General features: G+C 64.3%; 25 protein-coding genes and 3 pseudogenes. 25 read left to right on the top strand and 3 right to left on the bottom strand.

The genetic code is table 11. The features are described 5' to 3' along the window. Positions 1–195: 195 nt before the first annotated feature. From D6C00_RS05450 to D6C00_RS05390, 13 genes are all read left to right on the top strand, one after another. Positions 196–1,308, top strand: a complete 1,113-nt coding sequence (locus D6C00_RS05450) for a GGDEF domain-containing protein (protein WP_158675307.1) — start codon at positions 196–198, stop codon at positions 1,306–1,308. A gap of 90 nt (positions 1,309–1,398) precedes the next feature. Next, the gene (locus D6C00_RS05445; protein ID WP_125180741.1) at positions 1,399–1,593 is read left to right on the top strand and encodes a Flp family type IVb pilin; all 195 of its coding nucleotides are present in this window, start codon (positions 1,399–1,401) and stop codon (positions 1,591–1,593) included. A 17-nt stretch (positions 1,594–1,610) separates the two neighbouring features. Further along, positions 1,611–2,114 (top strand): prepilin peptidase, encoded by a 504-nt coding sequence (locus D6C00_RS05440; protein WP_125180739.1) that lies wholly within the window; start codon positions 1,611–1,613, stop codon positions 2,112–2,114. A gap of 36 nt (positions 2,115–2,150) precedes the next feature. Next, positions 2,151–2,624 (top strand): TadE/TadG family type IV pilus assembly protein, encoded by a 474-nt coding sequence (locus tag D6C00_RS05435; RefSeq protein WP_125180737.1) that lies wholly within the window; start codon positions 2,151–2,153, stop codon positions 2,622–2,624. Positions 2,625–2,707: 83 nt separating this feature from the next. Next, positions 2,708–3,550 (top strand): Flp pilus assembly protein CpaB, encoded by an 843-nt coding sequence (cpaB, locus tag D6C00_RS05430; RefSeq protein ID WP_125180736.1) that lies wholly within the window; start codon positions 2,708–2,710, stop codon positions 3,548–3,550. 12 nt (positions 3,551–3,562) lie between these two features. After that, positions 3,563–4,915 carry a type II and III secretion system protein family protein gene (locus D6C00_RS16455; RefSeq protein ID WP_125180734.1) on the top strand — a complete coding sequence of 451 codons (1,353 nt, stop codon included), beginning with the start codon at positions 3,563–3,565 and terminating at the stop codon, positions 4,913–4,915. 3 nt (positions 4,916–4,918) lie between these two features. Next, positions 4,919–6,136: an AAA family ATPase gene (locus D6C00_RS05420; protein WP_125180732.1), complete on the top strand. Its 1,218-nt coding sequence runs from the start codon at positions 4,919–4,921 to the stop codon at positions 6,134–6,136. 2 nt (positions 6,137–6,138) lie between these two features. After that, entirely contained in the window at positions 6,139–7,410 is a 1,272-nt protein-coding gene (locus tag D6C00_RS05415) for a CpaF family protein (protein ID WP_125180730.1), read from the top strand. Next, the gene (locus tag D6C00_RS05410; protein WP_125180729.1) at positions 7,410–8,318 is read left to right on the top strand and encodes a type II secretion system F family protein; all 909 of its coding nucleotides are present in this window, start codon (positions 7,410–7,412) and stop codon (positions 8,316–8,318) included. Before D6C00_RS05415 ends, D6C00_RS05410 begins: the two co-directional genes overlap by 1 nt. 7 nt (positions 8,319–8,325) lie before the next feature. Continuing rightward, positions 8,326–9,234, top strand: a complete 909-nt coding sequence (locus D6C00_RS05405) for a type II secretion system F family protein (protein ID WP_125180728.1) — start codon at positions 8,326–8,328, stop codon at positions 9,232–9,234. Positions 9,235–9,242: 8 nt separating this feature from the next. Continuing rightward, positions 9,243–9,947 (top strand): tetratricopeptide repeat protein, encoded by a 705-nt coding sequence (locus tag D6C00_RS05400; protein WP_125180726.1) that lies wholly within the window; start codon positions 9,243–9,245, stop codon positions 9,945–9,947. Further along, entirely contained in the window at positions 9,928–10,212 is a 285-nt protein-coding gene (locus D6C00_RS05395; protein ID WP_158675306.1) for a DUF3613 domain-containing protein, read from the top strand. Before D6C00_RS05400 ends, D6C00_RS05395 begins: the two co-directional genes overlap by 20 nt. Beyond that, a complete protein-coding gene (locus D6C00_RS05390) occupies positions 10,209–11,939 on the top strand; it encodes a TadG family pilus assembly protein (protein WP_125180722.1) in 1,731 nt (576 codons plus the stop codon). Before D6C00_RS05395 ends, D6C00_RS05390 begins: the two co-directional genes overlap by 4 nt. A 20-nt stretch (positions 11,940–11,959) precedes the next feature. On the opposite strand, the gene D6C00_RS05385 is transcribed toward D6C00_RS05390, so the two are convergent. Continuing rightward, the gene (locus tag D6C00_RS05385; RefSeq protein ID WP_125180720.1) at positions 11,960–13,384 is read right to left on the bottom strand and encodes an aminoacyl-tRNA deacylase and HDOD domain-containing protein; all 1,425 of its coding nucleotides are present in this window, start codon (positions 13,382–13,384) and stop codon (positions 11,960–11,962) included. Between the two features lie 299 nt (positions 13,385–13,683). Then, positions 13,684–14,754, bottom strand: coding sequence for a hypothetical protein (locus D6C00_RS05380; RefSeq protein WP_125180719.1), 1,071 nt, complete (start codon positions 14,752–14,754; stop codon positions 13,684–13,686). A 233-nt stretch (positions 14,755–14,987) separates the two neighbouring features. On the opposite strand from D6C00_RS05380, the gene aroQ reads away from it, so the two are divergent. The 8 genes and pseudogenes from aroQ to D6C00_RS05340 all read left to right on the top strand — a co-directional run bounded on the left by aroQ (position 14,988) and on the right by D6C00_RS05340 (position 20,534). Then, entirely contained in the window at positions 14,988–15,440 is a 453-nt protein-coding gene (gene aroQ / locus D6C00_RS05375; protein ID WP_125180717.1) for a type II 3-dehydroquinate dehydratase, read from the top strand. Between the two features lie 19 nt (positions 15,441–15,459). Then, positions 15,460–15,918 (top strand): acetyl-CoA carboxylase biotin carboxyl carrier protein, encoded by a 459-nt coding sequence (accB, locus tag D6C00_RS05370; RefSeq protein ID WP_125180715.1) that lies wholly within the window; start codon positions 15,460–15,462, stop codon positions 15,916–15,918. 73 nt (positions 15,919–15,991) lie between these two features. After that, the gene (locus tag D6C00_RS05365; protein WP_125180714.1) at positions 15,992–16,357 is read left to right on the top strand and encodes a GxxExxY protein; all 366 of its coding nucleotides are present in this window, start codon (positions 15,992–15,994) and stop codon (positions 16,355–16,357) included. A 66-nt stretch (positions 16,358–16,423) separates the two neighbouring features. Continuing rightward, complete coding sequence (gene accC / locus D6C00_RS05360) at positions 16,424–17,764, top strand: acetyl-CoA carboxylase biotin carboxylase subunit (protein WP_125180712.1); 1,341 nt, start codon at positions 16,424–16,426, stop codon at positions 17,762–17,764. A 238-nt stretch (positions 17,765–18,002) separates the two neighbouring features. Continuing rightward, positions 18,003–18,883 (top strand): annotated as a pseudogene (gene prmA / locus D6C00_RS05355) (50S ribosomal protein L11 methyltransferase). Positions 18,884–19,012: 129 nt separating this feature from the next. Next, a pseudogene (locus D6C00_RS16715) lies at positions 19,013–19,114 on the top strand (zinc-ribbon domain-containing protein); the annotation flags it as partial. A gap of 143 nt (positions 19,115–19,257) precedes the next feature. Next, positions 19,258–19,668, top strand: a complete 411-nt coding sequence (locus D6C00_RS05345) for a DUF3426 domain-containing protein (protein ID WP_158675304.1) — start codon at positions 19,258–19,260, stop codon at positions 19,666–19,668. Positions 19,669–19,955: 287 nt separating this feature from the next. Then, complete coding sequence (locus D6C00_RS05340) at positions 19,956–20,534, top strand: tRNA-dihydrouridine synthase (protein WP_125180708.1); 579 nt, start codon at positions 19,956–19,958, stop codon at positions 20,532–20,534. A 39-nt stretch (positions 20,535–20,573) separates the two neighbouring features. On the opposite strand, the gene D6C00_RS15440 is transcribed toward D6C00_RS05340, so the two are convergent. Then, positions 20,574–20,738, bottom strand: a complete 165-nt coding sequence (locus D6C00_RS15440; protein WP_158675303.1) for a hypothetical protein — start codon at positions 20,736–20,738, stop codon at positions 20,574–20,576. Positions 20,739–21,032: 294 nt separating this feature from the next. Here D6C00_RS15440 and D6C00_RS05335 point away from each other — a divergent pair, with 294 nt between their 5' ends. From D6C00_RS05335 to purD, 4 genes and pseudogenes are all read left to right on the top strand, one after another. Further along, on the top strand, positions 21,033–21,212 hold the full coding sequence (locus D6C00_RS05335; RefSeq protein ID WP_125180706.1) for a helix-turn-helix domain-containing protein: 180 nt from the start codon (positions 21,033–21,035) through the stop codon (positions 21,210–21,212). 327 nt (positions 21,213–21,539) lie between these two features. After that, positions 21,540–23,118, top strand: a pseudogene (purH, locus tag D6C00_RS16710) (bifunctional phosphoribosylaminoimidazolecarboxamide formyltransferase/IMP cyclohydrolase). Between the two features lie 35 nt (positions 23,119–23,153). Next, on the top strand, positions 23,154–23,333 hold the full coding sequence (locus D6C00_RS05320) for a hypothetical protein (protein WP_125180704.1): 180 nt from the start codon (positions 23,154–23,156) through the stop codon (positions 23,331–23,333). Between the two features lie 9 nt (positions 23,334–23,342). Further along, on the top strand, positions 23,343–24,626 hold the full coding sequence (gene purD / locus D6C00_RS05315; protein WP_125180702.1) for a phosphoribosylamine--glycine ligase: 1,284 nt from the start codon (positions 23,343–23,345) through the stop codon (positions 24,624–24,626). The last annotated feature ends 36 nt before the right edge of the window (positions 24,627–24,662 follow it).

Here is a 24,662-nt window from a genome sequence, read left to right as displayed (position 1 = left end):
GATGATGAAATTAGGAGGCGATGTTCTGACCACGTCGTGTGAGCCGGTTCACACCAGAATGCCCGCTGTACAGGCAATGGTTAAAGAGTCTGGTAGTGCGGGCCGCAACCCTGCGGTACAGGAGGTAGATACCATGTCTGTTTGTCGGTGTCCGGATGATCCCGCCGCTATGGGGCCGCCAATGGCGGAATGGCCATGCTTGCGGTGATCAATCCCCATAATGTCTCGGCCCAGCAGCTGGCGCAGTTGCATCGCTACGCCGGTATCGGCTTCCTGGCCAATCTGACCAATGCGCTGATCCTGACGCTGTTCCTGTGGTCGATCACGGACCACATACGCCTGCTGCTGTGGCTGGCGACGGTGGTGGCCGCTTCCGGGGCCCGGCTGGCATACGCCCACGCGCATCGACGCAATGTTCGCGGTGGCCTGGCAGGCGGCAACCAGTCGTTGATGATGCTGTCCCTGACGGCGATCAACGGCCTGGTCTGGGGTTCCACGGCGCTGTTTCTCCATCCCGCCCTGACCGAACCCTATCAGCTGTTTCTGATCTTCATGCTGAGCATCACCAGTGCAGGTGCCCTGCCGCTGTACATCGCGGCGCCGGCAACCTATCTGCTGTATCTGTCGTGTGTGCTCGTGCCGATGATACTTGTGCTGCTGCTCGGCAGTGATTCCGTAGGTTATCTGATGGCACTCATGCTGGTGATCTTCTCCGGCACCCTGGCCATCACGGCCTGGACCATGCACCACGGCCTGATGGAGTCGCTGCACAAGTATTTCGGTTACCAGAGTCTGGCCAGCGTCGACGGACTTACCCAGCTGGCCAACCGCCGGACCTTCGACGAGACCTACAGGGACGAATGGAACCGGGCGGCACGTGCCAGTCTGCCCCTTTCGGTCATCCTGATCGACATCGACAACTTCAAGAAATACAACGATCACTACGGGCATCAGGAGGGCGATACCTGTCTGCGTGAGGTTGCCAATGCCCTGGGGCGCTGCATGCGTCGCTCGGGCGATCTGGTGGCCCGCTATGGCGGGGAGGAGTTCGTGGTGGTGCTGTATCAGATGACGGGCGACGAGGCCGCCCGCTATGCCGAGCAGATGCGCGAGGCGGTGGCCGGGCTCGGCCTGGTGCATGAAAGGAATGAAGCCGGACATGTCACCATCAGCCTGGGCGGGGCCACCTGCATCCCGCATTCCCGGGACAATCCGGATGATCTGGTTCGCGCGGCGGATGACGCCCTCTATCGGGCCAAGGAAGCCGGCCGGGATCAGGTCTGCTGGAAGTCCATTTTAACCACATGAAAATAGAGTTTTTTTGCTCAAGTAGTTTTTGTGTCAAGCCGATAACAATTGCAGCTTACCCCCGACAAATCATATAGAGGAGGCCGAACGATGGACATGCAGGGAGTAAAACGGGCAGTCGTGAGTTTCATCCGTGACGAGGAAGGCGCCAGCGCCATCGAGTACGTGCTGATCGCGGCCATGGTCGCGGTTGCGCTGGTGGCGTTCGTCACGCCGATCCGCACGGCGGTGACCGCTATCTTCACCGATATCAAGACCGCCCTGGAAGGTGCGACGACGCCCTGATTCCGGGGTGATCGACCATGCCTGAAGCCCTGGGGCTGGGCCTGTGGGCGCTGGTGGCGGCGGGTTTCGATCTGCGCTGGCGCCGCCTGCCCAATCTGCTGACCCTGGGTGGCTTGGCCGTGGGCGTGCTGGTGGTGCTGGCCAGCGGTGCCAGTCTGCTGGGCATGGCGCCGGCATCGGCCTGGCAGGGGCTGGGACTGGCTTTACTGCTGACCCTGCCGGGCTATGCCCTGGGCCAGCTCGGCGCCGGCGATGTCAAGCTGGCCGCGGCCATGGCCATGCTCACCGGCCTGGTCCATTTCATTGCCGCCTTTGCCCTGGCGGCGATACTGGCGCTGGCGGTGTTGCTGACCTGCCGTTTCGTCCGCGACCTGCCCTATCTGCACGGGCTCTGCCCGGAAGGCTGGCTGACGGGCGGGGAGGGCACGGGACGGGCGCGCCGGACAGTGCCCTTCGGGGCTGCGCTGGGGATTGCCCTGCCGGTGGTGATGATCCTGCTGGCCGGCGGCAGGGCGGGCTGAGAGCGGAGTACGAACATGACCGGACATGCATGCACAATGAATGCGACGGGTGCGCTGCGGCGGCGCCAGCGCGGTAGTACCGCGCTCGAATTCGCGCTGCTGTTCCTGCCCTTTTTCGCCCTGTTCTATGCCATCGTCAGCTATGGACTGGTGTTCCTGCTGATGGAGAGTTTCAGCTCTGCCGCCGAGGGCGGGGCGCGCGCAGCGGTGGCGGTGGATCCCACGGCCTACACCGATACCAACGATTATCTGAACAACGGCGTGATCCCCGTGGTGCGCGATCAGGTGGCTGCTCAGCTGGACTGGCTGCCGGACAGCGTCAAGAACCAGGTCCTCGGGGCCGATAATCAGAATGTAGGGGTCAGTCTCAGTAACCGGGTGCTGACGGTCGAGGTCGGCTATGAGGATTATCACAGCAACCCTGTCATCCCCATGCTGACACTGCCCATGATCGGCGATCTGCCCAAGGTGCCCGCCGCGCTTGGCAGTCGTGCCAATGTGCGGCTTTGAATCGCAGTCGGGCGTCGCGAACAGAATAAAGCACGGATCTGCCAGCCAGGGCAGGCGACAAGCAACAATGGAAGGATAACAGGATGAATATGCAGGCCATGCGAATCCTGGCGATGCTGCTCGCGCTCGGTGCGGTCGTGCTGGGTTATATCGGCTACAAGCTGAGCACCGCGCCGGTGGAGGCGCCGCAGACTGAGGTCCAGACCGAGCCCGAGGCGACCGGGGACCTGCGACAGGTGATCATCGCCAGCCGCCGGATCGAGGCCGGGGCCGGGATCGCGGCGGACGACCTGGAGACCATCCGGGTGCCCGTGGTGCGCGAGGGCGCCTTTCATACCGCCGAACCGCTGCTGGAGCGTACACCTGAGGTTGCCATCGCGGCCGGCGAAATCGTGCTTGAGAGCCATTTTCATACCGGCAGCCGGATCGCGCGCCTGCTGGAGCCGGGCATGCGCGCCATCGCGGTCAAGGTGGACGAAGTCATCGGCGGCGGCGCCTACGTTCAGCCCGGAGACCATGTCGATGTCCTGCTGTACCTGCGCGGCGGCATGGCGGAGGTCAGCCGCAGTACCGCCCGGGTATTGATCGAACGGGCAGAGGTGCTCGCCTATGGCAAGACCGTGGCGGTCAGGCAGGACGGCCGGGTGGTCAATCTCGAAGACGACCCGCGTGCTGATCCCGGCAGCCGTTCGGCTGTGCTGGCGGTGCCGCGTGAGCAGGCGGGCCGGTTGATGCTGGCCGAACACGCCGGGGCGATCCGGCTCGCCGTGGTTTCCAGCCGGGAGGCCGAGGAATCCGGCGGCAGGGGGCAGTCCGGCGCTGCCGGGGTCATGCTCGATGAGCTGGCGGGTGACTCCCGGCCGAGCCGGGGTTACAGCATCCCGGTCTATCGCGGCACCGAGCGCAGTTCCCAGACGGTACACTAGATGGAAGATTATATGAATAACAGGGATAGAGTTCGGGCACATCTGCTGCTCAAGGCCTGCCTGCTGTTGTGCCTGGCACTGGGCCAGGGGCTGGCGGTGGCCGCGAACCGGACACTCGAGATTCCGCTGGCCCAGCAGCAGAACCTGAGCTACAGCCAGCCGGTGGCGCGGCTGGCGCTGGGTGAGCCTGAGATTGCAGATGTGCAGGCCGTGGGCAGCCGTGACGTCCTGATCACGAGCAGAAAGCTTGGCAGCACCAGCCTCAAGGTGTGGCTGCAGGGGGGCGAGGTGCGCAGCTACCGGATCCGGGTGGTGCCGGCCGAGGAAACCACGGCCGCCCTCGGCGGCACCGGGATGCAGCTGGTTCCCTCCGGCGAGGGCGTGGCACTGACCGGTGAGACGAACTCGCTGCCGGAACACGCGGCGGCGCGGACCGCGGCCGGGCAGGATGTGCGCCTGAGCGATCGCACCCGCAGCGGCTTCAGCCACCAGGTGCAGACTGACATCCGGATTGTCGAGATCAGTCACAACAAGCTCAAGGAAATCGGCTTCTTCCTCAGCAAGGTCAATCGCAATACGGCCGGTGCCGTTGCTCCGCCGGGCGTACTGTCCGGTGTCAGCGGCGGTGCCGGCGGTTTCTCCCTGTCCAGCGGCAGCGGTTTTCTGCCCTCGATAAACGGTTTCAATCTGGTCTTCGGTCGCGCCAGGGACAATGTGCTCGGCGTGTTGAGCGTGCTGGAGGGCAACGGTTTCGCTTATACCCTGGCCGAGCCCTCGCTGGTCACCCTGAGCGGCCAGCAGGCCAGTTTCCTGGTGGGGGGCGAGTTTCCCATTCCGATACGGCAGGGTTCCGGCAGCGATGCTTCGGTGAGCATTGAGTACAAGGAATTCGGCATCCGGCTGTTCCTCACCCCCACAGTGCTGGCCGAGGACCAGATCATGCTGCGGGTCGCGCCCGAGGTCAGCGAGCTGGACTTCAGCACCGGTATCGAGACCGGCGGAGTCTCCGTGCCTTCCCTGCGGGTGCGCCGCACCGAGACCAGCGTCGAGCTGGGCGACGGCGAGAGCTTTGTCATCAGCGGCCTGATGAGCCGGGAGACGATTTCCAACGTCGACAAGGTGCCCGGACTGGGTGACCTGCCGGTACTGGGCGCCTTCTTCCGCTCGTCCCGGCTGGACATGAGCGACCGCGAACTGATCATGGTGGTCACACCGCGCCTGGTCAGTCCCCTGGCCGCGGACGCGGAACTGCCGCCCATGCCGGGCGAGGCATATCGTGAGTATGACCCTTCGTTCAGTGAGTTCGCGCTGCCGGGGATGAGCGGCGGCGGAGCGCAGGACGCCAACTATGGATTCTCGGACTAGACCATGCGTGCGAAACGAAGCTATGTCGTAGTCAGCAGCCGGGACGATCACATCAGGTGGTTGCAGAGCGCTCTGGGAGAGACCGGGGACATCGTGGTCGCCGACGGCGACAGTCTTGAGCGTATCCTGCAGATCATCGACGTCACCGGCGCCCTGATCGTCTTCATCGACGTCAACCGGGAGCAGTTGCTGGAGCAGACCTCGATGATCGAAGGCCTGCTCAGCGTCAAGCCCCTGATTTCGGTGGTGGCGCTTTCCAGGAGCGATGATGCGGAGCTGGTGCTGGCCATGATGCGCGCCGGGGCGCGGGACTATCTGATGCCGGGCGAGGACCGGGGGCAGGTGGTGGCGCTGGTGAACCGGCTGGGGCAGCGCCTGCCGCAGGTGCAGCAGGGACAGCGGGGGAGCCGCATGATCGCGCTGGCCAATGCCAGGCCGGGCAGCGATACGGTCATGCTCGCACTGCATCTGGCGCTGGCTGCCCAGGAACAGGCGCCGGAGGAACGCACCCTGCTGCTGGACCTGGGGGTACCGCAGGGGGATGCGCTCCTGTACCTCGACATCAAGTCCTCCTATACCTTCGTGGATGCCGTGCGCAGCCTGCGGCGGCTGGACGAGACCCTGATCGAAAGCGCCTTTGCCGCGCATCCCGGCGGGTTGCGGATACTGGACATGGGCAATGACGCCACCGAGATGCATGACATCACCTCGGCCGACATCTTTGTCCTGCTGGGCACCCTGCGGGCTTTCTTCCCCCGGATCGTGGTCAACCTGGGCGGGCTTCCGACCTCCGAGTTCTTCGATGTGCTGATACGCCACGCGGACCAGACCCTGGTGGTGGTCGAGCAGAGCGTGCCCAGTGTGCAGCAGAACATGACGATGATTCAGCACATTTCCTCGCAGAAGATCGCCAGCGATCACATGGGACTGGTGGTCGACCGCTACTATTCCAAGTTGGTGCCCGGCGCTGACGTGATCGCCAGGGGCTTCGGCCTGCCGATGCTGGCCACCCTTCCACCCTGCGGGCTGGCACGGCTGAACGTGATCAATTCCGGTGTGAGCATGTTCGAGGGCGCGCCCAAGGAGCCCTACTGTGCCCGGGTGCGCGCCCTGTCACGTCAGCTGTTTCAGGATGCGGAGCGTGGCGGCGAAACTGCCGGGGCCTCGGGCACGGGGCGTCTCCTGAAGCGGGTCAAGGGCCTGTTCGTGAGTGAGGAATGAAAATGGATATCATCGGTCTCTCGCGCAATTACAGCCTGAAGCATTCCGACGAATACCAGGATCTCAAATCCCGGCTGCATCGCTACCTGATCCAGTGCATCGAGGACGATCAGGTCTCGCTCAAGGCGTGGGAGCCGGAGGTCCTGTCCAGCTATGCCCATGGCCGGATCAGCCGCTACATCAGCGAACATCACCTGGCGGTCAATCGGGATGATATAGAGGTGCTGGTCCGGGAACTGATCGATGAACTGACCGGCTACGGGCCCCTGCAGGGGCTGCTGGCCGATGACAAGGTCGATGACATCCTGGTCAACGGCTCGGGCAATATCTATGTGGAGCGTGGCGGCCGGCTGCAGCAGACGGAGCTGCGCTTCATCGATGACAATCATGTACTGAGGGTCATCCAGAAGATCCTCGCCCCGCTGGGGCGCCGGCTGGACGAGACCAACCCCATGGTCGATGCCCGCCTGCCCGACGGCAGCCGTGTGAACGCGATCATCCCGCCGCTGTCGCTGGACGGTCCCTGCCTGTCCATACGCAAGTTCCGCAAGGAGCCGCTGCGGGCCAGCGACCTGCTGGCCTACCGTACGCTCAACGAGGACATCCTGGAGTTCCTGTGCCGGGCGGTCGAGACCCGCTGCAATATCCTGATCAGCGGTTCCACCGGCTCGGGCAAGACCACGCTGCTGAATATCCTGACCCGGTATATCGACGAGAGCCAGCGCATCGTCACCATCGAGGACGCCGCTGAGCTGCAGCTGGATCACGCCCATGTCGTGCGCCTGGAGACGCGTCCTCCGAACATCGAGGGGGAGGGCGAGGTCACCGCCCGCGACCTGGTGCGCAACGTGCTGCGGATGCGCCCTGACCGGATCGTGCTGGGCGAGATCCGCGGCATGGAAGTGCTGGACATGCTGCAGGCCATGAACACCGGCCATGAGGGCTCGATGAGCACCCTGCATGCCAACAGCGGCCGGGATGCCCTGAGCCGGCTCGGCATGCTCGCCGGGCTGGCGGCCTTCAGGGGTACGGAGGAAACGCTGCGGGAGATGGTTGCATCGGCAATCGACCTGGTGGTGCACGTCGGGCGCATGCCGGACGGGCGGCGCCGGATCACCCAGATCATGGAGCTGGTGGGCGTACAGGACGGGCATTACGCCATCCATGAACTGTTTGCCTACGATGCGGACAGCGACAGCTTCAGGCGCGCCGGCGGCAAGCCGCAGACCGGCAAGCTGGTGAATCATCCGCCGCACGGACACGGGGAACGCTGATGTCGCCGATGACCTGGATCCTGCTCGCCGAGGCCGGCATGCTGCTGGGGCTGGCAGTGATCCTGGTGCGCGGCAGCAGGGACACGGGCCTGGACAAACGTGTCAGTGAGCGTTTCGCCGTGCTTTACGCCCGGCCGCGCTCCAGCCAGACCGGGACGGGCTGGCCGGACCGGCTGCGCAGGCGCTATGAGGATGTGCTGACGCGGGCCGGGCTGAGGCCGGATCAGCGCCGCCTGCAGACTGGCGCCACCGTGTCTGTGCTGCTGGTTGCTTATGTGGCTCTGCGTCATGGTCCGGCCGCGGCCGCCGTGGTTCTCTTTATCGGCCTGCTCGGCTTCTATGCCCTGCTGCAGTACCGTTACAAGAAACGGGCGGAGCTGCTGCTGACGCAGCTGCCGAGGTTTGTCGACAATCTCGAACGCTCGCTGGCGGCGGGACACTCGCTGCAGAACGCGCTGGCACAGGCGGCCGTGCTGGCCCGGGAGCCGCTGCAGGGCATACTGCTGCGGGTGAAAGCCAACGTGGAACTGGGCAGTGAGCTGGGCGAGCAGTTGCAGCTTGCAGCCAATACCATGGCAGTGAAGGAGTTCCAGCTGCTGGCACTGGCCATGGATGTACACCAGCGCTATGGCGGCAGCATCAAGGCGCTGCTGCACAGTGTGTCCGCCATGGTCAAGCAGCAGGAACAGGCCCGGCGCGAATTCGCTGCCCTGACCGGTGAAACCCGCTTCAGCGCCTGGGTGCTGGGACTGCTGCCGCTGCTGATCGCCGGTTACATGATGGCAATGAATCCAGGCTACCTCGATTCGATGTGGAACACCGAAGCGGGGCGTAACGTGCTGTATCTCGCCGTCGGGCTGCAGGCCGTCGGCGGGATGATCCTGTGGCGGATGATCAAGAGCATATGAGCGTGCCATGAATACCGCGGTTCTCATCCTGCTGGCAGCGATACTGGGGCTGGTGAGCCTGGCGCTTCTGAGCTTCAGTCTGCGCGGTACGGTGCGGTTGCGGGCCCTGTCCGACCAGCGCTTCGGCTATCTGCTGAAACTGGATACGGACTCGGACGAGGCCGGGGCGGTGCGCCTGCTCGAATCCTGGCTGAAGCGGATCGGGCTGCGCTACCCCGGCTCCGATCTGCGCAGCCTGCTCGACAATGCCGGCCTGCTGCGTCCGGATATCCGGGTCCTGGTGCATGCGGGGGTGGTGTTCGCGCCGGTCCTCTGCGCCGTGTTGAGCGTGCTGTATCTCCTGCTGACCGGGGGCGAGGCACGGCTGGTCCCCGCCGCGCTCATATTCGGTGTCTTGTTCGGCTATCTGGCACCGCGTTATGTACTGCGTTACCTGGCGGATCAGCGCCGGCGGGCGCTGGCGGATGAGTCATTGATCATGGTGCATCTGATGAAGATGCTGTTCGATGCCGGGCTGTCGATAGAACAGGCGCTGCGTACCCTGCATACGCAGGGCGGTATCATGCTGCCGCGGATGCGGCAGGAGCTGGAGTGGGTGCTCACTCGCATCGAGGCGGGCATGGAGCGCTCCGAGGTGCTGGGTGAGTGGGCGGCGCAGGTCGGCGTCAATGAGCTGTCCGATCTGGCGGAAATGCTGGCCCAGTTGAGCCGCCAGGGCGGCAACGTGCAGAAGAGCCTGACGGACATGGCCCTGCTGATGGAGGATCGCAACCGGACCCGGCTCAGGGAGAAGGTGGGCAAGCTGTCGGGCAAGATGACGGTGGTCATGGTGCTGTTTCTGTTCCCCGCCCTGATGATCTTCGTCGCCGGGCCGGGCGTCATGGCCATTGCGGCCGCGCTGGGAGGTGTACGTTGAAAACGGGCATGACATTGCTGGCCCTGGCGCTGCTGCTCGGCGGCTGCACGAATACGGCCGTCAGGCCGGCCGACGACCGAACGGACACGCTTGCGGCCGACGGCAATTGCGCCGAGCTCGAGGACGGGGAGCGGCTGAAACTGGGGCTGATCGAGGACGAACTCGCAGCCGGGCGCCCGCGCGCGGCCATGGCGCATCTCGATGCGCTGCCCGACGCCCTCGCCGGCCGCCCCCTGGCGCTCTATCTGCGCGCCGAGTCCCACCGCCAGGTGAAGGAATACGACCTTGCGGCCAGGCTGTATGGCCGCCTCAGCGAAGGTTGTCTGCCGGGTGCGGGGTATCACGGACTGGGTCTGGTTGCCGCTGCACGCCAGGACCTGGATACAGCGATCAGACATCTGCGGCGTGCCCGCGAACGGCTGGCCGCCGACCCGAGGGTCCGTAACGATTACGGCTATGCCCTGCTGCTCAGCGGCCGGCCGGAGGCGGCCCGGGTGGAATTCGAGACCGCGCTGGAGCTGTCGGCAGGCGAGTCCAGGGCCGCCCGCAATCTGCTGCTGGTGATGCTGGTTGTCGGCGATGAACAGGTCGCACAACGTTATGCCCGTACGCTCTCACTGGGCGATGCCGAAAGCCGGCGGCTGCACCGGCATGCTATGGCGCTGCGTGAACAACTGTCGAAGGAGTCTGGTCATGATGAACCGGTGGATTGAATGCCCGGCCCTTGCGGCCGGCCTGCTGGCGGTACTGCTCGTGGGTCAGCCTGCGGTGGCCACATCCGTGCGCGACGCCGAGCGGAGCGATGGCGCCGGGGTCCGGGCCTGGCTGGAACTGCAGGCCAGCGGTCGTCAGGCGGCCCCCGGCCCGGGGCAGCCGGGAGAAGCGGCGACGCGTGTCTGGAAACGGTATCTGGAGTCGTTCGAATACCCGATCCCCGAAACCTTCTTTGAACAGAAGGATGGCTTCGTAAGCGAATGATCCGGTCGCGGCAACAATCAGGGGTAGCCAGCTTCAGCGCCATCGGCGCCCTGGCGATGGCGGTGATCTTCACGGCCCTGGCCATCGATGTCGGCCGCCTGAGCTGGGTGGCGAAGCAGCTGCAGGACACCGCCGATCTGGCGGCAATGGATGCAATGACCGAAGCCGGCTGGTGTGCCGGGAAGACCGCCCTCAGTCAGGCTGAGCTGGAAGCCGCCGCCCAGGCCAGCGCCCAGCGCAATGGCTACAGCGGGGATCTCGCGGCGGAAGGCGCGGTGGAGACGGGCCGGCTGACGACGGTCAACGGCCTCTATACCTTTGTGCCCGGCGGGCCGATGGCCGAAACCACTGCCGTGCGGGTGACGACCATGGCGACCGTGCCCAGCAGCCTGGTGGCGGGCGGCTGGCTGGGCGGCGATGCGCAGCTGCAGCGTCAGGCCGTGGCGCACGATGTGGTGATGGGTGGCTTTTCCGCCGGCAGCTTCCTGGGTTCGGTCAGCAGCGATGACTCCGATGTGCTGAATCCGGTCATGAGCGGCCTGCTGGGCGGGGCGGTCAGTCTGAGCGCGGTTTCCTACGAGGGGCTGGCGGCGGCCGATGTCGGCCTGGGCGAGCTGGCCGAGGCTTCCGCGGCCCTGGGCCACAGCGCCGACAGCGTCGAGGGCTTCCTCAACGCGAACATGACGGTGGGTGAATTCCTGGAGGTCATGGCTGTCGCTCTGGGCAGCGGTAATGCGGCCTATGCCGATCTCAACGGCCTGGCTGCGGCCGCGGCCATGGTCAATGATATCAATGTCGGCGACCTGATCCGTGTCAGTTCCGACCGGAAGGAGGATGCCGCAGAGGTGGATCTGAATGTGTTCGACCTGGTCAGCGGCTCGGCCCAGATCGCCAACGAAGGCAGCACGGTCAACATCCCCATGACCCTGAACCTGCCGCTGGGGCTGGGGGATGTGGTTGTGGATCTGCACCTGATCCAGGGACCGCAATACGACATCGGTCAGCCGGGACGAGATGATAGCGGTGACTGGAAGACGCAGGTCAGGACCGGGCAGGGTCGCCTGGAGATCAGCATCGATCTGTCCGACTCCGATAGTCTGCCGATCCCTGGGGGGGTGCTCGAAGTCAACGGCACCCTGAAGCTGTACGCCGATTTCGCTCGGGCCTCGGCCTGGCTGGAGCAGATCCGGTGCGCTGACGCGGACAGCCTGGCGCATGAGGTCAGGATCGGGGCGCGCACCAGTGCCGTCGGACTGGGTATCGGGCAGTTCGGCGACATCAGCGACCCGGCCAGCGGCATCAGCCCGACCCCGGCGCTGTCACTCGATGTCCTCAGTGGTGCAGTATCCATGACCGCGGACGTTTCGGCCGACACCCAGGTTGCCTCGCCCCAGGATGCCCGACTGGATTTCACGGTCAGCCAGGCCAGTCCTCTGCCGCAGGAACAGACGGCGGGCACCCCGCTGGCGGGCGCCCTGGGCAACATGACCGGCTCGCTGGCCGGCTCCCTGGATATCACACTCAGCGGCGGCGGCCTGCTGGGCCTGCTGGGGTTGACCCTGTCCGATATTGACAATGCACTGGTTAGCACACTGCTGGCGCCGCTACTCAACGTGATCGACGATCTGCTGCTGGATCCACTGCTGCGCGCATTGGGCGTTCACGCCGGAGGGGTGGATGTGCAGTTGATTGATATCCAGCGCCGGGATCCGCGCCTGGCGGGATGATTCCGCAGACGTGACCCGGCTCAGGCGGCCAGCCGCTGCGCCAGTTCGTCGAGCAGAGGGTATGCATCGGCCAGCCGCTGCATCGCCGCTTCGACCGCCGCGTCATTCAAACCCAGGCGTTCGGTAAGCCTGCCCCTGTCAGGTTCGGCATCGTCATGGCCGGCGAGCAGTCCCTGTTTCGGGACCAGGGCCGAGCACAGTCTCATCAGCTGACTGTATCCTGAGTGCTCACGATCGTAGTCTGTATCATGATGATGGCGCGCCGCCACGATCAGTTCGCCCGGCAGTCCCCAGCCTTCCAGTAAGTGCCCTCCGAGTTCCTGATGACTGATTTCCAGGAGGCTGGATTCCAGGCTGACCAGCGGGACGCCGGGGTTGAGTTGCGCGCTGTGGAGCAGCAGCCGGTACTGCTCAGGGAAGTTGCAGGCAAGGAACAGCAGACCGATGTTGTGCAGCAGGCCCGCCATGTAGGCGGTTCCGGGGGTTACCCCGGATTCCGAAGGCATGCTGCCGGCCAGATATTTTGCCAGGGTGGCGCGATAGACCGTGTTACGGTGATAGGATTCCAGTTCGTCGGCGTCCGGCCCGTTCCGCCCCAGGACCTGGTGCAGGCTCATGCCGAACGCGATGGCCAGTGCCCGGTCGAAGCCGAGAATGCGCGCGATCGCGGTATCCAGATCACTCACCCGTCCGGAAAATCCGAAAAATCCGTAGGCCGGCGCATTGGCGCACTGCAGAAGCCTGGCCGAGATGGACGGATCCTGCTCAATCACCCGTTTGAGATCGCGGGCGCCGGCGTGGATGTCGGCTGTCACCTCCAGAATCTTCCAGGCGGTTGTGGGCAGGACCGGAAGTGATCGGCATCGTTCGGCCGATCGCATGGCCCGCCCCGGAAAGAGCTCGGCCAGTGCCGGCTCTATTTGTGAATCGGACAGCATCTGGTCGTGTTTGAGTGTGTTGTCCCGGTCCGGGGACGCAGGGTAGGAAAACCGTCCCAGTGGGCAGTTGTTGACTGCCTGCTGCAGGTCGCGTGTCGGTACCAGCAGTCGTGCCTGAGCCCTTCCGCTCTGAAGCGAGAGCTCCAGGCCGGTATACAGCCCGATATCCACGACGGTCTCCACTGCATAGGGCTGCCCCAGTGGCGGTGGACAGTCCGGACTGCAGTCCGGGAAGATCGAGCGGAGCCGCGTGTCCTTCATGGGACGGAGTTCCCGGCCAAGCATTTCATTCAGGAGTCGTATATCGACAAGATGGTCTTCCGGAACCAGGGCAAGCACGGTTCCTTTCTCGTCCTCGAGCGCAACGCTGCGGCATCTCAGGCTACCTGTCGACCGTAGTCCACGGGAAGGCGGGTTTGCTGTCACCCGGTAATGTATTCTCTGCTGTTCCAGGAACCGCTTCAGGCCTGCCGGCAGATGCAGTTCCGGGCTCGTCTCTGTTTCCATGAATCGCTCGCTCCCTGTTGCGGCTTGTTTCCGTGAAATTCAGGAAAAAAAGCATGGATCGTGCCAAGAGCGCGAAAATGATCGGGTTTTGGTTGTTGCCGGGGCTGGCTCAGGTTTTTTTGCTTGTGTGCCTAATGAATGTGTAGGAAACAAACTGTTCGCGTGTAGGACTATCGGGATGGTCGCGGTACTTCCGTCATGAAGCCGTCGCGATGCGTGTGCGGTGGCGGCAGGCTGCTCAGTGAAAATGACAGGGCGGGCACGAAGTGCCCGCCCTGTGTTGCAGTTTGCTGTCGGTCTCAGTTATTGATGTTCAGTATCGCCTGATCCATTTCCTTGTTGCCGCTGTCGTCGGTGGCGTTGGCCGTGACTTCGATGGCGGTGGTGGGCATGTCAGTATCCTGGATGTTGCCCTGGATCCTGATGACTTCACCTCCGGTGATGGCGGTGACGGGTTTGGCGACCCCGGAGACTGCCGGATCTTCATCGCAGACGTCATCGGAGTTCAACCGGACTTCCACATAACTGACTCTCGGACTGTCGATCTCAGTAATGGCCATGCCGGTGGAGGTGTCGATGAACTCGATATCGAGGCTCGGTTGCTGGGTGTCCCTGATGTTGACCGTGGTGGACTCGGTGTCCGTGACGCCATTGGTCGTCATGGCGGTGACTTCCACTGTGTGCTCACCCAGCGACAGGAAGGGGGTGATGCTGCTGCCCGTTCCCGCGTCGGCGCCGTCGACGGCCCAGCTGATCGAGCCCAGGGTGGCTCCGCCTTTCAGGGTTGCAGTTGCAGTGAGGTTGACGGAGGTGCCGCCGGTTTCGCTGCACTCCTGGGTCAGCCCGCCCGGGACGTTCAGATCCACATCCACGTCCGGGATGCTGCCGCCCACGTCGAGTTCGTAGGCAATACTGAAGCCGGGGAAGGGGCCGGAGATCATCGCATGCCCCGGGATGCCGTCGCCGTCACTGTCCACCGGTTCATAGCGGCTGGCGGAGCCGACAGTGGTCACATCCCAGACGATGAAGGCCGGAATGTCAGTGCTGGCCGCCCAGTCCGTCTGGATGAACCCGCCGACCTGGCCGGGAGCGACGGTCACGGTGCCCGCGCCGGGACGGGTGTGTGTGCCCGGAGGCAGGAGCTCGATCTCGCTCATCACGTGCATCCCGAAGAACATCCAGGGATCGATGATGACCGTGCCTGCGCTGTCGTCGAAATCACCCGTGATGGGCATGGGTGCCATGACGGCGTTACCGACAGGATCGTACATCTGAGCAGTGCCGGTCATGTTGTTCAGCGTGCCTGCGCTGATCACGGACATGTAGCCCAGTCCGGTAAGGAAGGCGGCGGATAGTGTGGTTATTCTCATTGGAGGTCTCCTCTGTGGTGGTAGGGTTGTTGGTATTGTTTTCCGTGTTTGTAGAATTGTTATCTTTATCAATATAGCCAAATTTCGGCCAGGCGCTGTAAGCCCAGGATTACATGAAGGCTGGATAAGGAATTGCACGGGCCATGCCTGCCCAGCGGGGCGGAGGCTGGACATTTCCGCCACGCCCGGCATAATAGGCGGCAATTTCCACCGAGCCGATCGGTTCTCTGCAGATGGGCGCAAAGTTGCCGCAAGTTCTCGTCATAAACGGTCCCAACCTCAACCTGCTGGGCAGTCGTGAGCCGGGTCACTACGGGGTCCGGAGTCTGGAGGATATTTCCGCAAGGATAACGACATTGGCCGGCGAGTTGGGCGCCGATGTCGACATTTTCCAGAGCAATGCCGAGCATGAACTGGTTGGACGGGTGCAGGCCGCACGGGGCCGGGCCGATTTCATCATCATCAATCCCGCCGCCTTTACCCACACCAGTGTAGCCCTGCGGGATGCCCTGCTGGCAGTGGATATACCTTTTATAGAACTGCACCTCTCCAATGTGCATGCCCGGGAGGAATTCCGGGCGCATTCCTATTTCTCCGACATTGCGGTCGGGGTGATCAGCGGCCTGGGCGCGGTCGGCTACGAACTCGCTCTGCGTGCCGCGCATGACCATCTGTCGCGTAACTGACTGATTACGGAATAACATCATGGACATCCGCAAGGTAAAGAAACTCATCGAGCTGCTGGAGGAATCGGGGATCGCCGAGATCGAGATCCACGAGGGCGAGGAATCCGTACGCATCAGCCGTAACAGTTCCAGCGTGCAGACGGTGGTGCAGGCTGCCGCCCCCATGCCGGCCACGGCACCGGCCGCGCCGGCCCCGGCCCCTGCAGGCGAGCCCGCCGCCGAGGCGGCCCCCGCCATCCCGGCCGGGCATCAGGTCACCTCGCCCATGGTGGGCACCTTCTATCGGGCCTCCTCCCCCGGCGCGACGCCCTTCGTGGAGGTCGGGCAGCGGGTCAATGCCGGTGATACCCTGTGCATCATCGAGGCCATGAAGATGCTCAACCAGATAGAGGCCGACAAGGCTGGCACCGTGGTGGCGATCCTGGTCGAGAACGGCCAGCCGGTGGAGTTCGGTGAGCCGTTGTTCGTGATCGAGTGACTCCAAGATCAAGAGCGCCACGGAATACACGGAAAGCACGGAAAAATGTCAATGTGTTCAGGGAGGAGCGCATATGTTGGTGGAAGAGGAACTGACCTACGGTATCCGTGGGTGTGTCTATGAAGTATACCGGCAGCTTGGTGCAGGATTTCTGGAGAAGGTATACGAAAAGGCGCTGATCAGGGAACTTCACCTGCAAGGTGTCAATGCTGAGGCTCAAGTGCCTTTGAAGGTCGAGTACAAGGGCGAGGTTGTGGGTGAATATCTGGCCGGTATTCTGGTAGAGGCTAGGGTGCTTGTTGAACTCAAGGCCCAATCTGAGCTGTCAAAGGTGCATGAAGCGCAATTGGTTAATTACATGCGTGCTAGCGGCAAAAAGGTGGGATTGCTGGTGAATTTTACCCACCCCAAGGCCGAGATCAGGCGCGTGGTTATCTGAAATCAAATCATTCCGTGCCTTCCGTGTATTCCGTGGCGCTCTTCAAGTTTATGGTCATAACACATCATGCTGGATAAAGTCGTCATCGCAAACCGCGGCGAGATCGCGCTGCGCATCCTCCGCGCCTGCCGGGAGCTGGACATCCGCACCGTGGCGGTGCATTCGACCGTGGACCGGGACCTCAAGCATGTGCGCCTGGCCGACGAGACGGTATGCATCGGCGGGGCGCCCTCGACCGAGAGCTACCTCAACATCCCCGCCCTGATCAGCGCCGCCGAGGTCACCGACGCGGTGGCCATTCATCCCGGTTACGGTTTCCTGTCCGAGAACGCCGACTTTGCCGAGCAGGTCGAGCGCAGCGGTTTCATCTTCATCGGGCCGCGCGCCGAGACCATCCGCACCATGGGCGACAAGGTTGCCGCCATCAAGGCCATGAAGGCGGCCGGCGTGCCCTGTGTGCCGGGCTCGGACGGGCCGCTGGGTGACGATCCCGACACCAACCTGCGGCTGGCGCGCGAGATCGGCTACCCGGTCATTATCAAGGCCGCCGGCGGCGGCGGCGGGCGCGGCATGCGGGTGGTGCATTCCGAGGCCGCGCTCCTGAACGCCATTACCCTGACCCAGGGCGAGGCCGAGGCGGCCTTCGGCAATGGTGTGGTGTACATGGAGAAGTTCCTGGAGCATCCGCGTCATGTCGAGTTCCAGGTGCTGGCCGACGGCGAGGGCAATGCCATCCACCTGGGCGAGCGCGACTGTTCCATGCAGCGCCGGCACCAGAAGGTGGTCGAGGAGGCCCCGGCCCCGGGCATAACCCCTGAGCAGCGCGCCGGGATGGGCGAGCGCTGCGCCGAGGCCTGCCGCAAAATCAACTATCGGGGTGCCGGCACCTTCGAGTTCCTGTTCGAGAACGGCGAATTCTTCTTCATCGAGATGAACACCCGGGTGCAGGTCGAGCACCCGGTGACCGAGATGATCACGGGCGTGGATATTGTCAAGGAACAGCTGCGCATCGCCGCCGGCCAGGGCCTGTCCTACCGCCAGGACGACATCCACATCAGCGGCCATGCCGTGGAATGCCGCATCAACGCCGAGGACCCGCGCAGCTTCCTGCCCTCGCCGGGCACCATCCAGCAGTTCCACCCGCCCGGCGGTCCCGGGATCCGCTGGGATTCGCACATCTACAACGGCTACCGCGTGCCGCCCAACTATGATTCCATGATCGGCAAGCTGATCGCCCATGGCGAAACCCGCGAGGCCGCGCTGGCGCGCATGCGCGGGGCGCTGTCCGAACTGGTGGTCGACGGCATCAAGACCAATATCGAACTGCATCGCGACATCTGCAGCGACAGTGCCTTCATCCGCGGCGGCACGGACATCCACTACCTGGAAAAGAAACTGGGCCTGTGAAGGTCAGGAGCGCCACGGAATACACGGAAGGCACGGAAATTATTAATGCTTGAAAGTCAGGATAGTGATACCCGTCATTCCGGCGCAGGCCGGAATCCAGATACCACTGCGGTCACTGGATCCCGGCCTGCGCCGGGATGACGGTAATGGGTATAACAACCGCAATTTATGCAATGAACAAGTAAGTGCATTTGTCTGTGCTTTCCGTGTATTCCGTGGCGCTCTTGATTAATTAACAATGCCCTGGATTCAGCTTTCTCTCGAAGCCGGTGATCTCGATCCGGAACAGCTCTCCGACCGCCTGATGGAGGCCGGCGCGGTGTCGGTGACCTTTCAGGATGCCGCTGACGAGCCGGTGCTGGAACCTGCGCCCGGGGCTACACCGCTGTGGTCGCGGACCCGGGTAGTGGCCCTGTTCGAGGCCGGGCTGTCCACCGAAGATCTGATTGCGGACCTGCGGGAAGCGCTGGGCCCGGCCGCGGACCGGGTCGAGGTCACGACCCTGGACGACCGCGACTGGGTCCGGGCCTGGATGGACGAGTTCCGGCCCATGCGTTTCGGTGAGCGTCTGTGGATCTGCCCCTCGCACCACAGCCGCCGCCCGATCCGGACGCGGTCAATATCCAGCTTGACCCCGGTCTGGCCTTCGGCACCGGTACCCATCCGACCACGGCCCTGTGCCTGGAGTGGCTGGACCGGCACCCGCCGGCGGATCTGGAGGTCATCGACTACGGCTGCGGCTCGGGTGTGCTCGCCATCGCCGCGCTCAAGCTGGGCGCGCGCCATGTATGGGGGGTGGACAATGATCCCCAGGCCCTGATCGCGACCCGCGACAACGCCGGGCGCAACGGCGTGGGGGAGGGCATCGAGACCTGTCTGCCCGGGGGCCTGCCGGCGCTCCAGGCCGATCTGATGCTGGCCAATATCCTGGCCAATCCCCTGGTGGAACTGGCCCCCTCCCTGGCCGGCCATGTGCGGCCAGGCGGGATGATCGTCCTGTCAGGTATTCTGGCCGAGCAGGCGGCGATGGTCCGCGCGGCCTATGCCGGCGCCTTTGAGAACCTGGTGGTGGATCAGCAGGACGGTTGGGTTAGAATCAGCGGCAGACGCCGGGGATGAGTTCGTAGGTCGGGTTAGCGTAGCGTAACCCGACGCCCCGCGGCATGTTGGGTGACGGTGCTGCGCACCTAACCCAACCTACATCCTGCAGCTTCATTCCCTGTCACGCATCCCCTGCCAAGGAACGAAATGCTCACTCGCTGTCCCCATTGCCAGACCGGTTTTGCCGCCCTGCGCGCCGGCCATCTCGCGGTCGCAAGCGGATGGGTGCGCTGCCCGGACTGCGGCAGGGGCTTCAATGCTCTGGAGTACCGTTCGACAGCTGGGAGGATGCGCTGGCGCCGGCCGAACGCCGCCATGAAATGTTGGCGCTATGCAACATTCGCCCCCTGGCGCCGGGCTGGGCGCTTGTGGCGCCCGGTGCGCCTCGGCGTATGCCCGAGTCCTCCACCGGTACAGCTGCGGCCGACGCGGAGGGTGCGGATGCCGCTGCGCCCGCTACCGCCGAGGTCCCGGCCGTGCTGCTGGAGGACTTTCAGCCGCGCCCGGCGCATACCGGCCGGCGCCTGCTGCAGGGGGTGGTGGTGGTGCTGTTGCTGTTCACGCTGCTCGGGCAGGGCGTGTATCTCCAGCGTGAACGGCTCTACACCCTTACCGAGTGGCAGCCCTGGCTGGAACGGTTCTGCGCCCTGGCGGGCTGTGAGCTGCCGCTGCGGCGGGCGCCGGCGCAGTGGTCCATCCAGGCACGTGAGGTGCGCGCTCACCCGCATCTCGACGGGGCCCTGGAGGTGGAACTGGGACCTGTCATGCAGCCGTTTTCACCCAGGCTTACCCGCTGGTCGTAATCTTCTTCAAACCGACCTACGGCGCGGGCACAGCAGACGGGCTCTTGTTTCCGTCCGCAGACGATACTGCCTGGCTGCCCTTTTGCCCGTTCCGCGTCGCTGGGTCCCGGCCGTGGCGAGCTGCAGCTTCGGCTTCGCGGTCGACCCGGCTCGGGAGCTGGTTTCCGTCATTTTGATTTTCGTGAGGCCGTCCCGCAGGCCCGCATGAATCCGACCGGCGCGCTTCCCCCTCTCCGGGCGAGCGGGTATCATGTGCCGTCCGGTCGAGCCCATGACCTCCCAGAACAATGATGCACATCGGACCCTTCCAACTCAGAAACCGTTTGGTGCTCGCGCCCATGGCGGGCGTGACGGATCGCCCCTTCCGGCAGCTGTGCAAGCAGCTGGCGCGGGGCTGGACGGTTCCGAGATGGTCTCGGCCAATTCGCTGCTGTGGGCAGCGAAAGACCCCGCCGCCCGCTCCAATCACGAACGGCGAGGTCGAGCCACGCACGATGCAGATGGCCGGGGCCCCGATCCGCAGAGATGGCCGAGGCCGCCGGCACAATGTCGATCACGGCGCCCAGATCATCGACATCAACATGGGCTGCCCGGCCAAGAAGGTCTGCAATGTCATGGCCGGCTCGGCCCTGCTGCAGTACGAGGATCTGGTCCAGCGTATCCTGGAGGCCGTGGTCGAGGCCGTAGACGTGCCGGTCACGCTCAAGATCCGCACCGGCTGGGACCGGGGCCACCGCAAAACGGCGTGCGCAATAAATCGGCCGCATCGCCGAGCAGGCCGGGCAGCCTTTCGCTGCGCCGTGCACGGCCGGCACCCGCGCCTGCGGCCTAAAGGGCGAGGCCGATACGAACCATCCGGGACATAAAGGGCACCGTGGGCATCCCGGTGATATCGCCAACGGCAATCAGGATCCGCTCAAGGCCAGGCCAGTGCTGAATACACCGCGCGGAAAGCCCGTCTGATCGGCCGTGCCGGCCCAGGGCCGGCCCTGGATCTCCTGATCGAACCATTTTCCGCCACCGGCGAGCTGCTCCCCGAGCCGGACGTGGGCAGAGATCAGCGACATCATGTCGGAGCATCTGCATAACGTACGAATTTCTCTACGGGGAGCACACAAGGGGTAACGGATCGCCCTCCAAGCACATTTCCTGGTACAGCAAGGGACAGCCCGGCGGTGCCGCCTTCCGCGATCAGGTCAACCGCGTGGAGACGGTCGTCGAGCAGCTGGCAATGACGGAACGCTTCTTCGAACAACTGACGCAGCGCGAGGTCAAGGCGGCATGAACGCAGAGAAAAAGAAGAACAACAGGCCAACGCGGCCCCCTGCGTGGCTCGGTCAAGGATCCTGGAGCTTGTATTTTCAATGATCTGCGGTCACGATCCCAGCGATGGTCCTACAGATGTGATCAACGAGGTCGAGCCCGTCATGCTGGAGACCGTCATGCAGTACGCCGGCGGCAATCAGACCCATGCCGCCGAGATCCTCGGCATCAACCGCAGCACCCTGCGCAAGAAGCTGCGGCAGTACGAGATAGAAATCTGAACAACGATCAGGAGCGCCACGGAATACACGGAAAGCACGGACAAATAAAAATTGTTTCAGCGTGCGTAGGTCGGGTTAGCGCAGCGTAACCATACAGGGCCGGCGGATGTGTCGGGTGAACGGGCTACCTGGACCGGCCGAACTCGGCCAGTCAGTTCCGCGTCATGTCCGGCGCAGGCCGGAATCCAGTGACCGAGCGGCATCTGGATCCCGCCTGCCCGGGATGACGCTGAAGGGGTGGGTTACAGACTCGATTAAGATGTTTCGTTTTCGTCCGTTAGTCCCGTGTATCCGTGGCGCGCTTAGTTTTTCAAGAAAGGACAAGCCATTAAACAAGATACAGCGCGCCTAATCAGCGGCCTCCGACAAGACGGCATCGTCGCTTCGCCCGGCCCTGCACGAGCAGGGCGTGGAATCCTGTCCACCGGCTAAACGACGCATGCTGGCGGAGGCCGGCCTGCCGGTAGTGAGGTCTCGGACCACAGCCGGCTTCCGATATGATGGACGTGCGGTCAAGACCCTGCATCCGAAGATCCATGGCGGCATCCTGGGCCGGCGCGGGACGACGATGGGGTGATGGCAGAACACGACTCCGCCCATCGACCTGATCGCGGGCCAATCTGTTATCCCTTTCGAGCGCACCCGGGGCCGACCCGGGACTGCAACCTGCCACGGCGATTGAAAACATCGAAAATCGGCGGGCCGGACCCTGCTGCGCGCCGCGGCCAAGAACCACTGCCAGCGGTCCTGGTGGTCGACAACGCCGAACTTCGACGAGAGGGTGCGGGCAGAGAGCTGCGACACGAGCGGCGCGGTGACCGATGCCGCCCGTATGACCTGGCGGTCAAATGGCTTCGAGCATATACCGCCCGCAATGGGCCATCGCCACTACCCTGGGGCGGGCGCAACCTGCCAGACGCCGAGGCCGAGTTTTCCTTTCCAAGCAACTTCTCGAGACCGCATAACCGCAAGGCTCATCGATGCGCTACGGGCGGCGAAGAATCCCACCAGTGAGGGGCGCGGCCTTCTATGTCGAGGCCGACGTGAGCGAGGCCTCGGTGGCCACCGCACGCCAGTTGCAGGGCAAGGAGTTGTCCTACAACAACATCGCCGACACCGATGCGGCGCTGGAATGCGTCAAGGGCCTGGACGCCGGGCCGGCCTGCGTCATCGTCAAGCATGCCAATCCCTGCGGCGTGGCCTACGGCGCCAGCCCTGAAAGAGGCCGAAGATCGCGCCTTCCAACCGATCCCGAATCCCCTTCGGCGGGCATCATGGATTCAATCAGACGCGGGAATGCCGACAAAAAAAAAAAGCTGCAGCAGCGGAGACGCCAGGGCGGCGAGGGCAGTGCGCCGGAGATCGACGAGAATGCCCGGAAGATGCGGGCGGCCAAGAAGACGTCCGGGTGCTGGCCTGCGGCCGGTGGCCGGAGCAGCCCGCGCCGCGGCTGGACTTCAAGCGGGTGACCGGCGGCCTGCTGGTGCAGCAGGCTGACCTGGCGCTGGTCAATGAGACCCGGATCGTCACCGAGCAGGCCCCGAGCGAGGAACAGATGCGCGATCTCATGTTCGCCTGGCAGGTGGCCAAGTTCGTCAGTCCCAACGCCATCGTCTATGCCCGCGAGCGGATGACCATCGGTGTCGGCGCCGGTCAGATGAGCCGGGTCAACAGTGCCCGCATCGCCGGCATCAAGGCCGAACAGGCCGGCCTGCAGGTGCCCGGTTCGGTGATGGCCTCCGACGCCTTCTTCCCCTTCCGCGACGGCATCGACCAGGCTGCGGAGGCCGGCATCAGCGCCGTGATCCAGCCCGGCGGTTCCATGCGCGACGAGGAGGTCATCGCCGCCGCCAATGAACACGGCATGGCGATGGTGTTCACCGGCATGCGGCATTTCCGGCATTGATTCATTAAGAGCGCCACGGAAAGCACGGAAAATGCTTGAAGGTGCTGATCAGTCTGTTTCCCGTCATCCCGGCGCAGGCCGGGATCCAGATGTCTCTGCGGATAATGGATTCCGGCTTGCGCCGGAATGACGCTGAAAGGGATTGTGGTTACACCGGGCTTGGCGAATTGTATTTGTCCGTGCTTTCCGTGTATTCCGTGGCGATCTTGATCTAGGAGTAATACATGAAGGTACTGATCATCGGCGGCGGGGGCCGCGAGCACGCCCTGGCCTGGAAGGCCGCGCAGTCGCCGCAGGTGGAAACGGTCCATGTCGCGCCGGGCAATGCCGGCACGGCGCGCGAGCCGAAGGTGCAGAACCTGGCTATCGGCGCGGAGGATATTCCCGCCCTGTTCCGCTTCGCTGCCGACAACGCCATTGATCTCACCATCGTTGGTCCGGAGGCGCCGCTGGTCGCCGGCATCGTCGATACCTTCCGCGACGGTGGCCTGGCGATCTTCGGCCCCACCCGCGACGCCGCCCGGCTGGAGGGGTCCAAGGCCTTCGCCAAGGACTTTCTGCAGCGCCACAACATTCCCACCGCGCACTATGGCGTGTTCACCGACGTGAACGAGGCCGTCCGTTATATCCATGACCGCGGCGCGCCCATCGTGGTCAAGGCCGACGGTCTGGCCGCGGGCAAGGGCGTGATCCTGGCACAGACCAATGACGAGGCGATCCGGGCGGTGCAGGACATGCTGGCCGGCAATGCCTTCGGCGAGGCCGGGCACCGGGTGGTGATCGAGGAGTTCCTCACCGGCGAGGAGGCCAGCTTCATCTGCATGGTCGATGGCGACAACATCCTGCCCCTGGCCAGTTCGCAGGACCACAAGGCCGCGGGCGAGGGCGACACCGGGCCCAACACCGGCGGCATGGGCGCCTACTCACCGGCGCCGGTGGTCACGCCCGAGGTGCACGAGCGCATCATGCGGGAGGTGATCGAGCCCACGGTGCAGGGGCTGGCCCTCGAGGGCGTACCCTACACCGGCTTTCTCTATGCCGGGGTGATGGTCGCCCCGGACGGCACGCCGAAGGTGCTGGAGTTCAATGTGCGCTTCGGTGATCCCGAGACCCAGCCGGTATTGATGCGGCTGCAGTCCGATCTGGTCGAACTGTGTCTGGCCGGCAGCGAGGGCCGGCTGGACGGGCTGGAGGCGCAATGGGATCCGCGGGCGGCCCTGGGCGTGGTGATGGCCGCCGGCGGTTATCCCGGCAGCTACTCAAAGGGGGCGCCCATCGCCGGGCTGGAGGGTGAGGAGGAAGCAGGCGTGAAGGTCTTCCACGCCGGTACCGCCGAGCAGGACGGTGCCATCGTCACCAGCGGTGGCCGGGTGCTGTGCGTCTGCGCCCTGGGCGCAGACGTGGCCGAGGCCCAGCGCCGGGCCTATACCAGGGTCGATTCGATTACCTGGAAGGATGTGTATTTCCGGCGGGATATCGGGTTTCGCGCCGTTGGGCGTGGGGTTTGACGCGCTTCAAACCGCGAAGGCGAATAAGGCGCGCTA

The sequence above is a fragment of the Thiohalobacter thiocyanaticus genome (assembly GCF_003932505.1).
Lineage (GTDB): Bacteria > Pseudomonadota > Gammaproteobacteria > Thiohalobacterales > Thiohalobacteraceae > Thiohalobacter > Thiohalobacter thiocyanaticus.
Note: the sequence above shows the minus strand (reverse complement) of the source record. Positions and strands in the feature narration are given on the sequence as shown.

Coding starts and splice junctions, on each gene's coding strand:
- D6C00_RS05450 (WP_158675307.1), top strand. CDS start 196: ATGCTTGCGGTGATCAATCCCCATAATGTCTCGGCCCAGCAGCTGGCG.
- D6C00_RS05410 (WP_125180729.1), top strand. CDS start 7,410: ATGTCGCCGATGACCTGGATCCTGCTCGCCGAGGCCGGCATGCTGCTG.
- D6C00_RS05420 (WP_125180732.1), top strand. CDS start 4,919: ATGCGTGCGAAACGAAGCTATGTCGTAGTCAGCAGCCGGGACGATCAC.
- D6C00_RS05415 (WP_125180730.1), top strand. CDS start 6,139: ATGGATATCATCGGTCTCTCGCGCAATTACAGCCTGAAGCATTCCGAC.
- D6C00_RS05385 (WP_125180720.1), bottom strand. CDS start 13,384: ATGGAAACAGAGACGAGCCCGGAACTGCATCTGCCGGCAGGCCTGAAG.
- D6C00_RS05395 (WP_158675306.1), top strand. CDS start 9,928: ATGATGAACCGGTGGATTGAATGCCCGGCCCTTGCGGCCGGCCTGCTG.
- D6C00_RS05435 (WP_125180737.1), top strand. CDS start 2,151: ATGAATGCGACGGGTGCGCTGCGGCGGCGCCAGCGCGGTAGTACCGCG.
- accC (WP_125180712.1), top strand. CDS start 16,424: ATGCTGGATAAAGTCGTCATCGCAAACCGCGGCGAGATCGCGCTGCGC.
- cpaB (WP_125180736.1), top strand. CDS start 2,708: ATGAATATGCAGGCCATGCGAATCCTGGCGATGCTGCTCGCGCTCGGT.
- D6C00_RS05405 (WP_125180728.1), top strand. CDS start 8,326: ATGAATACCGCGGTTCTCATCCTGCTGGCAGCGATACTGGGGCTGGTG.
- D6C00_RS05400 (WP_125180726.1), top strand. CDS start 9,243: ATGACATTGCTGGCCCTGGCGCTGCTGCTCGGCGGCTGCACGAATACG.
- D6C00_RS05345 (WP_158675304.1), top strand. CDS start 19,258: ATGCCCGAGTCCTCCACCGGTACAGCTGCGGCCGACGCGGAGGGTGCG.
- D6C00_RS05380 (WP_125180719.1), bottom strand. CDS start 14,754: ATGAGAATAACCACACTATCCGCCGCCTTCCTTACCGGACTGGGCTAC.
- D6C00_RS05390 (WP_125180722.1), top strand. CDS start 10,209: ATGATCCGGTCGCGGCAACAATCAGGGGTAGCCAGCTTCAGCGCCATC.
- aroQ (WP_125180717.1), top strand. CDS start 14,988: ATGGGCGCAAAGTTGCCGCAAGTTCTCGTCATAAACGGTCCCAACCTC.
- D6C00_RS05365 (WP_125180714.1), top strand. CDS start 15,992: ATGTTGGTGGAAGAGGAACTGACCTACGGTATCCGTGGGTGTGTCTAT.
- D6C00_RS16455 (WP_125180734.1), top strand. CDS start 3,563: ATGAATAACAGGGATAGAGTTCGGGCACATCTGCTGCTCAAGGCCTGC.
- D6C00_RS05335 (WP_125180706.1), top strand. CDS start 21,033: ATGATCTGCGGTCACGATCCCAGCGATGGTCCTACAGATGTGATCAAC.
- D6C00_RS05340 (WP_125180708.1), top strand. CDS start 19,956: ATGATGCACATCGGACCCTTCCAACTCAGAAACCGTTTGGTGCTCGCG.
- D6C00_RS05440 (WP_125180739.1), top strand. CDS start 1,611: ATGCCTGAAGCCCTGGGGCTGGGCCTGTGGGCGCTGGTGGCGGCGGGT.
- D6C00_RS05445 (WP_125180741.1), top strand. CDS start 1,399: ATGGACATGCAGGGAGTAAAACGGGCAGTCGTGAGTTTCATCCGTGAC.
- D6C00_RS15440 (WP_158675303.1), bottom strand. CDS start 20,738: ATGATGTCGCTGATCTCTGCCCACGTCCGGCTCGGGGAGCAGCTCGCC.
- accB (WP_125180715.1), top strand. CDS start 15,460: ATGGACATCCGCAAGGTAAAGAAACTCATCGAGCTGCTGGAGGAATCG.
- purD (WP_125180702.1), top strand. CDS start 23,343: ATGAAGGTACTGATCATCGGCGGCGGGGGCCGCGAGCACGCCCTGGCC.